The organism is Bacteroidales bacterium, assembly GCA_012519055.1.
Lineage (GTDB): Bacteria > Bacteroidota > Bacteroidia > Bacteroidales > Salinivirgaceae > JAAYQU01.
The window spans coordinates 1-15,955 of record JAAYQU010000042.1; the positions used below are offsets into that span (position 1 = coordinate 1).

Sequence of the window (15,955 nt, forward strand, 5' to 3'; positions counted from 1 at the left end):
AAGTGTCAACAGCATTCAAATTCAACGTGGTGTTGGAACATCGTCGAATGGGGCTGCTGCTTTCGGTGCCTCAGTAAATATGCAGACTAACAGTCTGAGCCACAAAGCATTTGCTGAAATAAATAACATTTTTGGAGCATTCAACACACGTAAACATACGCTTAAAGCCGGTACGGGACTTCTTGACAACAATTTTGCTTTCGATATCAGAGTTTCGCAAATATCGTCTGATGGATTTATTGACCGAGCTACTGCCGATATGAAAAGCCTTTTCGCAAGTGGCGGATATTACTCTGACAAACACATTGTTAAGGCAAACATAACTTCAGGGAAACAGATAACGTATCAGGCATGGAACGGCGTTCCAAAAGTCAAATTAGAGAACGATACTGCTGGAATGCAACAGTTTGCCGAAGATTCAGGATTTTCGCCCGAAGAGACAGAAAACCTATTTACAAGTAACAGCAGAACATATAATCAGTATATGTATGAAAATCAGGTTGATGACTATAAACAAGATCACTATCAGCTATTTTACACCTACAAACATAATCAGAACCTGACAGCCAACGTAGCTTTGCATTATACACAAGGATTTGGCTTTTACGAATCGTACCGATACAACAAAAAACTGTCAAGTTTTGCGCTCCCAAATATGCAAATAGGCGACACTACGATAAAACGAACAGATTTTATAAACCGTAAATACCTCGATAACGACTTTTACGGAGCCACCGCCTCAGCAAAATATCAAACAGATAAAACTGATATTACATTGGGTGGAGGGCTAAATCAATACTTGGGCAGACATTTCGGAGAGATTTTATGGACAAAACATAATGATGGTTCATTTAAGCCTAATCACGAGTATTATCGCAACGCTGCAACAAAAAACGATGCAAATATTTACCTGAAGTCGTCAATAAAACTGGGCGAAATGATTGACTTATACGGCGATTTACAACTACGCGGTATCAATTACGTTCTCAGTGGCTTCAACGACGATAATATTGATATTAGCCAAAAGCACAATTTTCTATTTTTTAATCCGAAGGCAGGTGTTTTTATTCACAAGGACAGATTATCGGGTTTTTTCTCGGTAGCCCAGGCACATCGGGAACCTACCCGAAGCAATTTTACCGATGCTGATACAATTAAAGGTACGCCTACATTTGAAAGACTTTTAGATTTTGAAGCAGGTTTCAGCTATAAGTCTGAGATTATTATAGCTCAGGTAAACTTTTTTCATATGCAATACAAAGATCAGTTAGTTTTAACGGGAAACGTTAATGCAACAGGGCGTGCAATTATGGAGAATGTTGAAAAAAGCTATCGACATGGCGTTGAGCTCTCATTGTCGGTTAAACAACACAAAATTATTGATTGGACTCTGTTTGCAACATTTAGCCGCAATAAAATCGACCAATTCATAGCCTATTTTGACGATTGGGACACTTATGCACAACGCTCTGACACTCTGAAAAATGTAGATATTTCCTTTTCTCCAAATACTCTCCTTGGTTCAATATTGACAGTTAAACCTATTAAAAACCTTGATATTACGCTTACTGACAATTTTATTGGAAAACAGTATATAGATAATACTGCAAGTGCAGATCGTCAGTTAAAACAGTATTGGGTTACTAATTTGAGAATTAGCTACTTACTGAACACAAGAGTGTTTGATGTTTCATTTTTTACGCAAATTAACAATTTATATAATGTCGATTATATAACTAATGCCTGGGTATATTCTTATTACTATAACAACGAACTGCGGGCACTTGACGGCTACTTCCCACAGGCAAATCGACACTTTATGGTTGGCTTAAATCTTACTTTTTAATTAATTTTAGTAGATTTGATACAAAATCAACATAATTAAAAAGAAAATGAAGACTTATAGAAAAGAGTTGTGGTTTAATACCGATACGCGCCGGGCGTTTTTAAATATCACTCCTGAAATAAAGAAATGCCTTGCCGAAAGTGGCATAAAAGAGGGATTGCTATTGTGTAACGCAATGCACATAACATCGAGCGTATTTATAAATGACGATGAAAGTGGCTTACATCACGATTTTGAAAAATGGTTAGAGACTTTAGCTCCCGAAAAACCGTACAGCCAGTATAAGCACAATAGCTTTGAAGATAACGCCGACGCACATTTGAAGCGAACTGTCATGGGACGTGAAGTTGTAGTTGCTATAACAGATGGTCAATTAGATTTTGGTCCGTGGGAGCAGATATTCTACGGCGAGTTTGACGGTAAGCGAAAGAAAAGGGTGTTGGTTAAAATTATTGGGGAATAATGGGTTGAACACAGAAGTAACGGGTTTATACAGATTTTTGTTGAATAAGCATAGAGACGCCATATTATGACGTCTCTACAATACATTAACTTTCAGTTATTTAATTGTTAATTGAATTAAATGCCGTTCAGAAAGTCAATCGCATTTTGCAAAGCCGTTTTTGCAACGCTATCTTGTTCATTTTTAAGAGCTCCGCGCAAGTCGGGTAAATAGTATGTAAATTCTGAATTTGCTATATACTGAGCTGCACGTGCGCGCACTAATGGCGATTGGTCATAAACCAATCCTTGCACCCACCTTTTTGCATCCCACGAGATATTTTTTTCGAGCCAGTCAAGTGCCGCAATTTTCTCTTCGGGAGTACCGTAAAGAAAGGTTCTGAAATATTTTGACTCCTGTTTCAACATATCTACAGAGAACAGGATTTCATCTGTGTGTATATCAGGTCGTACTGCATTTTCTGAATATTCTACAAACTCTTTGTTAAGTGTCCAGCGTACCATTCGCGGAATTAGCCAACGCATACCCGGTGTGGCTTCTGGATGTGCAATGGTAGAAAAAACACGTCCTTTTCCAAGCTCATTTCCAATGAAAAATGGTTTATTGTTGGTCATATCCTTTGGTGCGTTTCCTTGTTCATGCACGTCGCTTTCCATTATTGCGAAGGTCTGATATGTCATAGTATCATTGTCGGCTTCGACGAAAACAGGTCCTTCGTAGTAATAGACAAAAGCAGTATCGAGATTTGCAATTTCTATAAAAATAGCTTTCCCTGCGTCTGTAAGGGTGAATTTTGCTAATCCGTGTCCGCGATTATCATGCTCAACATCAATGGCTTTTGCACCGTTAATTGCCATGCACGAATATTCGGGAGTATTAGAAAAAAGATAGGCTCCTGCACAAATCCCTACAGCACCACCACCTGAGCTGACAAAATCCCTTATTTTTGTCATATTTACATGACCAAGATTTAGATATTGTCTGCTACCGCCACCACCAGGCACAATAATAGCGTCTAACGTATCTAAACAACCGCTGGCAATATCAGCAGATGTGATAAAATAGGGAACCATCTCCTTGTCAATTTTAATAGCCTCCATTGTCTCCCATTTGCACGTTTCAGAACCTCCATGTCCGAAGAATATACCGACTTTGATTTTAACTTCTGATTCAACCTGTTGTTGCTGTCCTGCACATCCGACAAAAAATTGCAAAAATGTAATTAGCACGGCAACTGAACTTATTCTAAAAATTAATTTTCTCATAAGTAGTAATAATTTAGGTTAATTTTACGAATATCAAACAAATATTATCTATCTATTCATTTAAACAAAGATATATTTTTTAGGTGTAAAAAGATTGAAACTTAGGTAAATTCAATTAGCAAATGCAATTTAATAATTGTACAACACTGATATTTAATACCAATTGTAATTTTAAAATAGTCCAATCTTTTTAAAATTTTACAATTGTAAATACCGATGTTACAGACACATAGTTCAAAAGAGCGGTAGCGAAGTTTGAACTATAGTGTATGTCCAATCGGTATAACCATTAAGGAATTAAGGAATATTAAGTTTTGGGCTAAAGCCCATAAAACACACGCACGACCTAATCCACGATTTAAAAGTCATGGCTATTGTTTGATAATCAATCATTTAATTATTAATTGCTAATTGCTCAGAACTGCGCCTTTACTTTCAAAGTAAATAGCGAACGTGTATTACCGTCAATTCGGTCGTTTCCTGAACCTAACTCATCAACGTTACTCCAAATTGATTGCGACCATTTGGCATAAACTGCTATATCGCGGGTTATTTTCCAGGTAGCCACTAAATAGTATCGCGATCCTGTTGCATACAACGCTGGTACTGAAAAGGCATAGAGTACATCTTTTTCGTATGCGTAAATACGAGTGTCGTAGCTATCAGTATTGAAAATTGCGTAACGTGCCGAAAGGCGTAACTGCTCTTTCAAAAATCTGAATGTAAGCTCTTGGTACATCATCCAACCTGTTTGCTTGCCTTTGTAGTTATTGAAAAATGTGGCAGCCACACGTGTCTGACTCGATAAATATTTTGTAAAATCGATGTCTGATTGCAAATGGCAACGCGTTGTTGTTTCGGCGTTGAGCTGACGTGTGATTATGGTGTCTGACGTAACATCATAAGAGGTCTCTTTTAATCTAAAGCGTGCTGACAAACGTGCATTTCTGCTATACGACCAACGCATATCAACCATATAATCACTTCCGTAGGAAGGCGATGAGCGACGAAAACGCATCCAGGGATATTTGAAAATATCAACATACGCATTTACCTCCAGGGTTGAGAATGGATAAAAAATCATTCCTGCGTAAAGTCCTTCCTCGTTCGAACCATTATCAGAATCGCCAAAAGCGAGAGCCAAAGGAGAATAATATTGTGGCGAATAGTTACGATATAAAAGTGCAAGTTGCGATACATCGGATGTTTTAAAATGAACACCTTGGAGAAATGCAAATTTTTGATTTTTGTCAATTGCTGCCTCTCCCCACATCAACACTCCCCTATTTATGTATTGATAATCAACTGATAGATTGTAAAACAGATCGGTGTTGGGTTCAAATATATTGTATAAGACGTTTCTACGCATAACTGGGTGATTATATTTTACCACCACCGAGTTTAATCCCAGTTTTAATTTTTCTGTATCGTATTGGATATTCGCGCCTACAACACTTTGCTGTGCTGCCTTACGCCGTTTTAACTCACTTTCAGTGCGATGATAGCCTGATTCTGGTAGAGAAGTTATATAGGTTGTACCTGTAGCACTATCTGTTGATATGCTGGCATCTACATTGTTATGAGAGAGGAAAATAATTGAACTAATATTTTTATATCGCAGAGATGTTGCTGCTCCACGCATAAAGCCAAACTCAGTAGCACCCGAATATTTTCTAATGCGACTGTTGTTATGTTTTATGGAGACCGCTCGTGAATTTTTACCCGAAATAAAACCATACCCCGCAGTTAAACCGTTTGCTAAAGCCACCGTGTAATCCCCAACCGCTACTTCTCTCACAAATCTGTCTAAATTTATATAGGCATGTGCCGAATAGTAGTCAAACCCTTCTGTGCGTGGTGATTTGAAAAATGTTTCGCCGGGATCTTTCTTGGCAGTTATCCCCACCGAGAAATCGCGTTTTGATTTGATAATATATCGTAAGTATAATTTATCAGGAGTGCCTTGATATGCTGCAGGTTTATCAGATTTTGGAAAGTAGCCATCAGCTTTTTCGATATTACGCCTATATTCACTAATAACCTCATTTTTAGGATATCTGATTATTTGCTTTATTGTTTTTTTTGGCTCAGGAACATATACCGACACAAAGTAACTTAACGTGTTCAAATCCTCAGTTGTAAACTCTGGAAACATTGATAACTCCCATATAGTCTGAATATTACCGTGTTGTTTCCTGTACTTCTTAATTATTGCAATTTGATAGTCAGTAAGAAGGTAAACATCAGAAAGAGGCGACAGATCCTCATCATTGAGCGATATTGGCATCTCGCTAAGCATATACAACTCTTCCGACATGCGCTCTATTTCTTCTTCAGGGACTTCGTTTTCTGCCCATGTTTCAACCATCTGTCCAACAATAGTTTGCACAATATCATCTTGAGCAAAAACGTCCGATGATAAGACTATAATTAAAATAGAAAAAAGAGAAATTTTAAAAAAACGGTTCATGGGCTTAACTATCTATCTGGTTTAGAATTGTTTCCCTAAAGATATATGAGGTGTATATCCTAATACATTATGATATCCTAATGCCATATTGATGCTTAATACTTTTAGGTTCGCCCCCACACCGAAACAAATTGTCTTATTATCATGGTTATATCCTGTTCTAACATTCAAATATTGTGTAATACTCAAATCTAAACCTGTGCGGAATGATGTTTTTTGATTCAGGAACTGGACGATTTCAAAACTATATGCCAAAGCATCTACGGGATAATACGCAATACCTGCTCTAATGGCTGTGTGAGCAATTTCGTCGGTATCTTTAACAGGTTTTGATTGAGTTGGGTTAAAAACGTGCGCCCCAAAAATCAACCTTTTACCTATTTTATACGATAATCCAACCTCGCCAATAAAGTTATTGTAAGTTCCGTAAGGTGCAGGCATTCCAATACGTAACCAACTAATTTGTACTCCGAGACTTAGATTTTTTGTCAACTTGCGAGCATACGCAAGTCCCATGCGGTTTTCGTTATAATTAGTATATCCAAAGTATTGATACTGAATTGAGGAGACTCCTCCCAAAACCGGAAGAGCAGCAAAAAGTGAATGTGTACCAAGCTCCTTTATTGCGAATGATAAAGACGAATATACTTCAACGTATAGCGAATCAAAGTGTGTTAGCAACGCTTGATTTTGAAAATATCCAGCTTCAGGCACAGCAATCACAGATTGTCCAAGCCCTACTGCTCTAGCACCACCATATTTTATATTACTGCCAGCAAATACTGTGAAGTTTGTTGATGCTACAAAACCAAATAGAAGTATAAAAAAGAGAACTTGTCTGTTTTTAGCTAAAATTGTCTCTGTTGTGCTCATTAAATACATTTTTTTTGAGTTCTCAAACTTACAGAAAAAATGTTAAAACAAAAACATTAGTTGTGAACAAACGGTTAAGAAAAATTAGAAATTAGAAATCCAAACTTCAAGAGCCTGTCGAAAAATAAGCTTAGTGAACGTTTTCGGTGGCTAAGTGCACAGCAATCGAAGCCATCACAAAGGTGTCTATAAGAAATGGTCGCTTCTATAAACTCAGCAACCGTGGGCTTAACGCACCGCCGACTTTCTCATTGTACCTTGCAACTTCTAATTAACGCAAGGAAATCAATTTACCTTAAACTTGAACTTTATTTCTGACAACTGTTTGTTAGCTTCGACAATTTTCGATTTCAACGCAGATTTATATTCAGTAAAGCGTTTATACAGTTCGTTGTCGGTTACTGAAAGTATCTGAACAGCCAATAAAGCAGCATTTTGCGAAGCATCAATACCAACAGTAGCAACAGGAATTCCCGGAGGCATTTGGACTATCGCCAACAATGAATCCATGCCATCTAATGTCGCACTTATCGGAACTCCAATTACAGGAATCGGTGTCATAGCTGCAACAACACCTGGCAAATGTGCCGCCATGCCTGCTGCCGCAATTATCACTTTTATCCCACGGCCGTGGGCGTTTTTGGCAAACTTTTCAACCTCTTCGGGTGTGCGATGTGCTGAAAGAGCATTTATCTCAAAAGGAATTTCAAACTCATCCAAAGTTTTGGCAGCCTTTTCCATCACTTTCATATCGGAAACACTACCCATAATTATACTTACTTTTGGTTGCATCGAATATGTTTTTTATATTAAAATATTGTACTTTTGTGCAAAGATAGCCTCTTTTTATATTTTATAGGTTAAAAACCACACTTGTAAAATCAGTTTTTAAACTCAATTTGCTTTGAATATGATTAATGTTTTTGACAAAAAGTTTAGCCTTTACATATCGCAGGCAGACATTCTCAAACGTGTTGATGTTTTAGCCACACAAATCAGCAACGAATTATCAGGAAAAGATATTATCTTTTTAGGGATTCTGAACGGCAGTTTTATGTTTACTTCCGATTTAATGAAGAGAATAAACATGCCGTGTCAAATAACGTTTCTTAAATTGGCATCATATCAAGGAACCAGCACTAGTGGCAATGTAAAACGATTAATTGGTCTTAACGAAGATATTGCGGGAAAAACCGTTGTGGTTATTGAAGATATTGTTGATACAGGAACAACACTCGAACAAATCCGTAAACAGCTTATCGGGTACGAACCTGCCGAGGTTAAATATGCAACTCTTTTATACAAACCTCAAGCTTACAAAGGAAATATAAAACTCGATTATGTGGGATTTGAAATTCCCGATAAATTTGTTGTAGGCTATGGACTTGATTACAGCGGATTTGGGCGTAACTACCCCGATATTTACGCTGTTTCAGAATAGTAATAACTCTAAAAAAACATTATGTCGGATTCAAATTTTGTAGATTATATACGCATTTTCTGTAAATCAGGCAACGGAGGACGTGGTTCAACGCACCTACGTCGAGAGAAATTTGTGCCAAAAGGCGGTCCTGATGGAGGCGATGGAGGACGAGGCGGACATATAATTCTTCGTGGCAATAGAAACATGTGGACACTGCTGCACTTACGTTATAAAAAACATATCCGTGCCGGTCATGGCGAATCTGGAAGTAAACAACTAAGCACCGGAGCCGATGGCGAAGATGTTTATATTGAAGTTCCATTGGGCACGGTTGTTCGTAGCGAAGATACAGGAGAAATAATAGCCGAAATTACCGAACATGGAGAAGAGACAATTATGCTTCGTGGTGGCAGAGGAGGTTTGGGCAACAACCATTTTAAATCGCCAACCATGCGCACACCACGTTTTGCACAGCCTGGAGAACCCGGTATTGAGGGCTGGTTCACTTTAGAACTCAAAATATTGGCTGATATTGGTTTAGTTGGTTTCCCAAATGCTGGGAAAAGCACACTATTGTCTGTTATATCGGCTGCGAAACCCAAAATTGCCGACTACGAATTTACCACCCTTACGCCAAACTTGGGTATTGTTGAGTATCGTGACGACTTGTCATTTGTAATGGCTGATATTCCCGGAATTATTGAGGGAGCCAGCGAAGGGAAAGGTTTAGGACTACGTTTTTTAAGGCATATTGAACGCAACTCAGCCTTACTGTTCGTTATCCCTGCCGACAATGCTGATATCAAAAATGAATACAATATTTTACTAAACGAGTTAAAGCAATACAATCCAGAACTGTTGGATAAAAACAGAATGCTAGCCATAACAAAAACCGATTTAATTGATGATGAGCTGAAAAGAGAGATGGAAAAAGATTTGCCAGATATACCCCATGTATTTATTTCATCGGTTACAAATCAAAATCTGACTGAACTGAAAGATATGATTTGGGAAAATTTACACCAAAAGGCTGATTAAGAGATGATTGTTCAAGCAGACGAAAAACTTTTTCTGTTTCTCAACGGTTTACACTGCGAAGTCCTAGATTTTCTGATGTGGCATATCAGCGGAAAGTATATTTGGATAGTATTATATGCTATTTTATTATACGCAATTATAAAAAAATACAAACTACAAGGGCTATTTTTTGTTTTGGGCATTGTCCTAACTATTATTGCAACCGATCAAATAAGTGTCTTGATTAAAAACAGTGTCGAACGGTTTAGACCAACTCACAATCCCGATTTTGGACATTTAGTACACGTAGTACGCAATTATCGCGGTGGAGACTACGGATTTATCTCATCTCACGCCGCCAACTGCTTTGGTTTGGCAACTTTTATTGCCCTTATTTTTCAAAAACGCTGGATAACAGTATCAATGCTTTTTTGGGCAGCATTAGTCTCCTACAGTCGCATATATCTGGGGGTGCATTATCCCGGTGATGTTATCTGTGGTGGGATTTTAGGGGTTATTGTAGCTTACTTAATGTTTTTAGGAACACGATATTTATTAAGACTTAAAAAGAGTGATTAATCAATTACAAATCGTGTCTCAATATTTAATTTTGTAAACACAACAACAATTCACATTTTGTAATTTACAAAATGTAATTTACAAAATGTGAATTAAAAAATATAGATCATCTTGCCTATCCAACCAACACTTAAACTCAGCTACTTTTCGACAAACTATAGTGATTCTTACTAATATCTAGTATATCAACACCTTTAACGCAATACCATTCGTTGTTTTAACAAAATAAATTCCATTTGAAAAATTCGCAACATCAATATAAGAGGTTTCAGAACTAACAGTTTTACTATACAACTTTTCCCCTCTAATTGAATATATTTCAACTGTTTGTCCAATACATTCAGGGGTAAGTGTAACCACAAGCCTGTTATAATCACGTTGATAATATGCAAAAATTTCGTTTGACAAGCTTTGCTCTATACCCACAGGCTCTTTAATTTCAACTATTGTACTACTTTGGATTTGTCCGGATCCATAATCTAGAATAAATGTAATATTCTCTTCGCCGAGCCATGTGTCGTTTACACCCTGAAAAGTAATAATCCAATCGGTTTTGGAAACTTCTATATTCGAATTTCCTTCCCAACTCAAGTTCAAATTATCAAAATTTAATGTGGCGATATATTCTGTAAAATCAACATGCAACGATGTAGCTTGCTCGAACTCAAATCTCTCTGGTAAGTTCATTGTTGGTTCAAGCTGATAATCCATTTTCATTAATTTAAAGTCGTCAAAATAGAAGCCATCGAGACTTACTAAATTATCGCTAACGAGTATGAAGCGTAGATAAATTGTTTTTCCCAAATATTCCTCCAAAGAAATATTTTCTTTAACCCAGTCACTTGATCCATCATATACAGGTTTCCCGGGATCTTGATCTTCTGACCCACTGTGAGTATATAAGCCTTCGAGGGGTATCCATTGCTCATTATTTTCAGAAACCTGAAGCTGAACATAATCAAAGTTTTTTTCAATTGTCCATTTAGCCCAAAACTCGATATTAGCGTATGTTGAATTGCTAAGATCTATCGGATTTTTATAATTAATGGTTGTCGTTGAATTGGCTGAATAATTTCCGTTAGGCGAATCGGCAATTGATTTTGTGGGTGAATGATAACTTAAAGTTGTGGTATTCCATGTCTCTGAAATCCAATTATCCATAGTTTCGCAATTATCATCAATCTCGGCAATAAGCTCTCCATAAAATTTTGTTATTGTATCGGTTTGAACATATACACCGTTATTTACAAGAACAGCAAAAACTACTTTTGAGCCCGGCACTGTATTAAATTTCAAATTTAACTGAATTGAGCCACTCTCCTCGTCTAAGACGTTCATATTGTGGAACATTAAGGAATCACCAACTGAAAGTATATTGCTTGAAACAGGCTTTATTGAAACTGAAAAATTTGCATTTTCAACCCAACCCAATGATTTTAGATTAAACGTAAAATCATATGCGTGAGAATCTATAGTTAAATCAGAAAGATCAGTAATTTCAGAATAAGGGAGTGCAAAGCGCATAATGTACAAATTCATTTCAGTGTGTCCCGCACAAAGTGCTTCTATTTTATCCATTGCGGGCCAGAAACCGTCAGCAGCACTTCCAGCTTCAGGAGTGAATGACAATATTTTATTTTTTGTTGTTTGCTCGCCATAGAACCAGTCGTCACTACCGCCATTAGAGAGATATAAAAGTGTTTGATAACATGTTCCATACTCATATCCGTTCTGTTTTGTCATTCGTTTGGCATATTCTACAAAGACAGTTGAGTCGGGGGTTAAAATATTTTCATAACCCCAAGGATAAATCAGTATATCGCTGTAAGTATGATTGTTAAGTGCTAACTTAAATTGACGCGATTCGCAGAAATATTTTATATTTTGTGTCTCTGGCTCACTAAAAGGAGCTGTACCTCGATACGATTCTGCCGTTCCTGTAGGTGATGAACCATTATTGTCGTAACCCCACATATATCCGAAATTTCTGTTCACATCCACACCCATTGAACCATCACCATTATTGCGGCGATTTTTTCGCCACAAGCCTCCTCCTTCAGGGTTATTTATTTCATTATAAACATACCCGTCTGGGTTTACACAGGGAATAAAATATATCTCCAAATTATCAACTAAAGCTTTAATTTCCTGGTTGGTATCATAGTTTTCCAATAAATACCACATTTGAAAAAGCATTTGTTGCATTCCGGCGGGCTCTCGCGCATGTGTTAATGCATTATATAATACTTTAGGCTTATCTTGATCAACATCAGGATTGTTTGAAATACGTACCCAGTGTATATATCGTCCTTCAATAGTCGTTAATGAAGGATTGATAATATCTTTTGCAGATATTAAATTTGGGAAAAGATTTCGCATTTTGTCAAGTTCTGCTAGTATTTCACTATAAGTATGATAACCTCCAAGTGTTCCGAGCGTGAAATTTACAGGTGTTACAACTCCATCTATGTTACGATTAGCGTTTCTCATCTCAAGATTCATCTCTTCTACGTTAAATCCTTTGTTACGATTTACGTAATAAGATTCTAAATCATCGACAAGGATTTCAGTTTCAATACCTAGATCTTTAATCTTAGCAAAATCTTGTTCCGATAACTCTGTAATAAAATAGTTACCGGGTTTCAACTCAGTTCTTTCAAGAGCCAATCCATTTAGCATTAATGCATTATAATGTTCGGTTGTCCTTGCAAAGACTTTAACTCTCAAATATTTTTGACTCTGACCTGATAGAAACATTGTTTGAGTCAATAAAAGCAGAATACATAAATACTTTTTCATTTCATTTTTTATTAATTGGTTATTAGTAGTATATAATTTTATCCTTTATATGGTACACGTTCGGCTATGCTATTGCCCAATGTAATTTCATCTGTGTATTGTAACTGGTCACCGAAAGCAATACCACGCGCTAATGTCGATAATCTTTCAACTTTATCTCCAAACATTCTATAAATATAATATGCTGTGGTGTCTCCCTCCATTGTTGTGGGCAGGGCAAAAATTAGCTCACTTATATTATTGTTTTCAATTCTTGTTTTCAACAGATTGATAGTTAAATCGTTCGGACTCACGCCATTAACAGGTGATATTACGCCACCAAGTATATGATAAACCCCCTTGTATCGTAAAGTGCTCTCAATAGCCATCATATCACGAATATCCTCGACTACGCACACAAGAGATTGATCTCGTTTAGGGTCGGCGCAAATGCTGCACAAATCAGTTTCAGTAATATTATGGCACTCTTGGCAAAATTTAACATTTTCGACCAATTCTATTATCGACACACCTAAACGTGAAGCCTCTTCCTTTGACTTCCCAAGTAAATGTAAGATTAGCCGTAAAGCTGTTCTGCTACCAATTCCCGGTAATTTCGACAGTTCGTTAACTGCGTTTTCCAATAACTTAGAAGGAAGTTTTAAATCACTCATTAATTATAACGTTTCCTACAAATATAGTCGCAAATGATAAGTAATCATATTTTTATTCTATAAAAAAGTAAGAGAATTATATGTGAGCTAAATTAAAAAACTTACAATTATCTAAAACACAGAAATATACACATTAATTACCCACAATATAAAACTTACATAACAGTGATTTAAATAAAAAACAAAGTTGAAAACAAATTTAACTTTAAACATCTTTATATCTGATGCTTAACATCTTAGTTAATTATGTATTGGTTTTGTATGGTTACAACAATACATTGTAATGTTTTTGTTTTGGCAAAAAGTTTTTTTGTGTTTAATGGTAAACTCATTTTTGCATAATCATAGCAACATTAAAAAAACAAGAAAATGAAGAGAAATTACTTTTTAACACTATTATTTGGGTTGACGTTTTTGGGCTTAAACGCACAAAATCCAGCCGATTTAGATCCAACATTTGGGAATAATGGCGCATTAACACTAACAAGCCTTGGTGCGCCAAGCATGGCAAACGACGTTGCTATTCAGCCTGACGGTAAAATTATTGTTGTTGGCGAAGCAAATTCAGGTTCATTTAGCTTTACAGTTATACGATTAAACAACGATGGTTCGTTTGACGATAGTTTTGGTACAAATGGCGTAGTGCAAACCACTCATGCATCTGGAGCACGAGCCAAAGGCATTGCATTACAAGGTGACGGGAAAATAGTTGTTTGTGGCAGTTCTTGGGATGGCGGTAGCACATATAACTCATTAGTTGTACGTTACAATGCCGATGGAACTATCGACAACACATTTGGAGCAAACGGCTTAACACTTCTTACAGGTTTATCCAACTCAATGAGAGTTGCAATTCAAAATGACGGGAAAATTGTTGTTGGCGGTTATAAATTTGATGGCGTATACGACCACTGTGGATTGGCACGTTTAAACAGTAACGGTACGATTGATGCTACTTATGGCACAAATGGTTATGTCGTGACACAGATGAAAGATACAGATGGAGTAACCAACGTATCAAGCTATATAGAAGATATTACCCTACAAGAGGATGGAAAAATTGTTGCTGTAGGATTTGCTATTCGAGCTGAAACAACAGCCGATGTTCTTATTGCACGATATAACGTAGATGGAACACTTGACAACACTTTTAACAGTACTGGCTTTATTTTAGAGGATCTCGGAACTTGTTATGACATTGCGGCATCTGTCAAAATACAACCTGACAACAAAATTGTAGTTGGAGGACACAAAGAAACACAACTTATAGTAGGATCACCCGATTACGATATAGCCGTTATACGTTTAAATCCTGATGGAACAAAAGACCAAGGATTCGGAACAAACGGCTATACATATGTTCATACCGGAGCCGAAGCAAGCTACAACAATGATATTGCAATACAAGACGATGGGAAAATTCTATATGCAGGTCAGGGTGCAACTTACTCAACAGGTAAATATGACGTATTGGTAGGGAGATTAAACAGTGATGGTTCTATAGATAACACTTTCGGTGAGAACGGATATATGCTTTATAATCCCATAGATACTGAAAGTCATACAAAAAGTATGGCAATTGACGAAGATGGGAAAATAGTGCTTGTGGGATTCTCTCCCTTAATACCAGGAGACTTATTTTATTTCAGAGTTATGCGTTTAATGGGCGAAGCTGAAGGTGAAGCAATACCTGAAGTTTACGTTACAGTTAACAATATTGCAGCTACTACATTTGACGTCAACTTTATACCAAACACATTCTGTCAATCGTACTATTTTGTTGCAATGACAGCAGCTGAAGTAGCACAATGGTTACCAATGATGGGAAGTGTAGCTAACATGATTAAAGCTTGGGGTATTGAAAAAAATGGAGCATATACTCACAACTATACCCAAATGACACCAGATACAGAGTATTTTGTTTATACTCTTTGCGTTGATTATAATGATGTTGAGTTCCCATATGACTCGGTTAGTGTACACACCACAACCCTAGGAGGTGGAGGTGTAGCCACAGCTGAGGTAACTGTTCATGATGTTACTGAAACATCTGTTAAAACGGTTGTTGTTCCAAATATAGAGACTGCAGAATATCATTACGGTATAATTACAAAAGAGTATTTCGAAGAGATTGGCATAGAAGAGGCTCTAGAAATTATTAAAAATGACGGCTATCCACTTTATGAAACTGACATTTGGATATGGCTTGACTTAACACCTGAAACCGACTACAAAGTTGTTGCTGTCTGTAAAAACGGAAACGGAGAGTGGGGACCAGCAACTATCGTAGATTTCAAAACTAAGCCAGTATCAATTAATGAATTTGATTTCTCAACTACTTTAGTTTACCCAAATCCAAGTAACGGTATGTTTAATATAGTTGGTAGTAAATTGTCTGGTGCTAATATCCGTATAGTTGACTTAAATGGAAAAGAGGTTTACAATAGCCAATTAAACGGTACAGATATTGCAATAGACATAACTAACTGTGTTAACGGATTATACATTATAGAAATTGAAAAGGACGGCAACGTTTTCTCTTCAAGAATATTAAAACACTAAATAGT

12 protein-coding genes are annotated in these 15,955 nt (G+C 36.8%); 6 read left to right on the top strand and 6 right to left on the bottom strand.

The genetic code is table 11. The features are described 5' to 3' along the window. Both GX311_07600 and GX311_07605 read left to right on the top strand, forming a co-directional pair. Positions 1-1,846: TonB-dependent receptor (locus tag GX311_07600; protein NLK16243.1), on the top strand; the 1,846-nt coding region annotated here is incomplete at its 5' end. Between the two features lie 46 nt (positions 1,847-1,892). Further along, positions 1,893-2,309, top strand: a complete 417-nt coding sequence (locus GX311_07605; GenBank protein ID NLK16244.1) for a YjbQ family protein — start codon at positions 1,893-1,895, stop codon at positions 2,307-2,309. A gap of 116 nt (positions 2,310-2,425) precedes the next feature. Here the strand turns inward: GX311_07605 and GX311_07610 are convergent, their stop codons facing one another. The 4 genes from GX311_07610 to purE all read right to left on the bottom strand — a co-directional run bounded on the left by GX311_07610 (position 2,426) and on the right by purE (position 7,709). Beyond that, on the bottom strand, positions 2,426-3,574 hold the full coding sequence (locus GX311_07610; protein ID NLK16245.1) for a biofilm PGA synthesis protein PgaB: 1,149 nt from the start codon (positions 3,572-3,574) through the stop codon (positions 2,426-2,428). A 415-nt stretch (positions 3,575-3,989) separates the two neighbouring features. Beyond that, on the bottom strand, positions 3,990-6,044 hold the full coding sequence (locus GX311_07615; GenBank protein ID NLK16246.1) for a hypothetical protein: 2,055 nt from the start codon (positions 6,042-6,044) through the stop codon (positions 3,990-3,992). A 21-nt stretch (positions 6,045-6,065) separates the two neighbouring features. Further along, the gene (locus tag GX311_07620; protein ID NLK16247.1) at positions 6,066-6,917 is read right to left on the bottom strand and encodes a hypothetical protein; all 852 of its coding nucleotides are present in this window, start codon (positions 6,915-6,917) and stop codon (positions 6,066-6,068) included. A 285-nt stretch (positions 6,918-7,202) separates the two neighbouring features. After that, the gene (gene purE / locus GX311_07625) at positions 7,203-7,709 is read right to left on the bottom strand and encodes a 5-(carboxyamino)imidazole ribonucleotide mutase (GenBank protein ID NLK16248.1); all 507 of its coding nucleotides are present in this window, start codon (positions 7,707-7,709) and stop codon (positions 7,203-7,205) included. Between the two features lie 112 nt (positions 7,710-7,821). Here purE and hpt point away from each other — a divergent pair, with 112 nt between their 5' ends. The 3 genes from hpt to GX311_07640 are packed head-to-tail and all read left to right on the top strand — an operon-like array spanning position 7,822 to position 9,936. Continuing rightward, on the top strand, positions 7,822-8,358 hold the full coding sequence (gene hpt / locus GX311_07630; GenBank protein NLK16249.1) for a hypoxanthine phosphoribosyltransferase: 537 nt from the start codon (positions 7,822-7,824) through the stop codon (positions 8,356-8,358). Between the two features lie 21 nt (positions 8,359-8,379). Beyond that, positions 8,380-9,378 carry a GTPase ObgE gene (gene obgE / locus GX311_07635; protein NLK16250.1) on the top strand — a complete coding sequence of 333 codons (999 nt, stop codon included), beginning with the start codon at positions 8,380-8,382 and terminating at the stop codon, positions 9,376-9,378. Positions 9,379-9,381: 3 nt separating this feature from the next. Beyond that, complete coding sequence (locus GX311_07640) at positions 9,382-9,936, top strand: phosphatase PAP2 family protein (GenBank protein NLK16251.1); 555 nt, start codon at positions 9,382-9,384, stop codon at positions 9,934-9,936. Between the two features lie 177 nt (positions 9,937-10,113). Here the strand turns inward: GX311_07640 and GX311_07645 are convergent, their stop codons facing one another. Then, positions 10,114-12,735 carry a T9SS type A sorting domain-containing protein gene (locus tag GX311_07645; GenBank protein NLK16252.1) on the bottom strand — a complete coding sequence of 874 codons (2,622 nt, stop codon included), beginning with the start codon at positions 12,733-12,735 and terminating at the stop codon, positions 10,114-10,116. Between the two features lie 38 nt (positions 12,736-12,773). Continuing rightward, on the bottom strand, positions 12,774-13,388 hold the full coding sequence (gene recR, locus GX311_07650; protein ID NLK16253.1) for a recombination protein RecR: 615 nt from the start codon (positions 13,386-13,388) through the stop codon (positions 12,774-12,776). Between the two features lie 369 nt (positions 13,389-13,757). Here recR and GX311_07655 point away from each other — a divergent pair, with 369 nt between their 5' ends. Next, complete coding sequence (locus GX311_07655; GenBank protein ID NLK16254.1) at positions 13,758-15,950, top strand: T9SS type A sorting domain-containing protein; 2,193 nt, start codon at positions 13,758-13,760, stop codon at positions 15,948-15,950. Positions 15,951-15,955 lie beyond the last annotated feature (5 nt).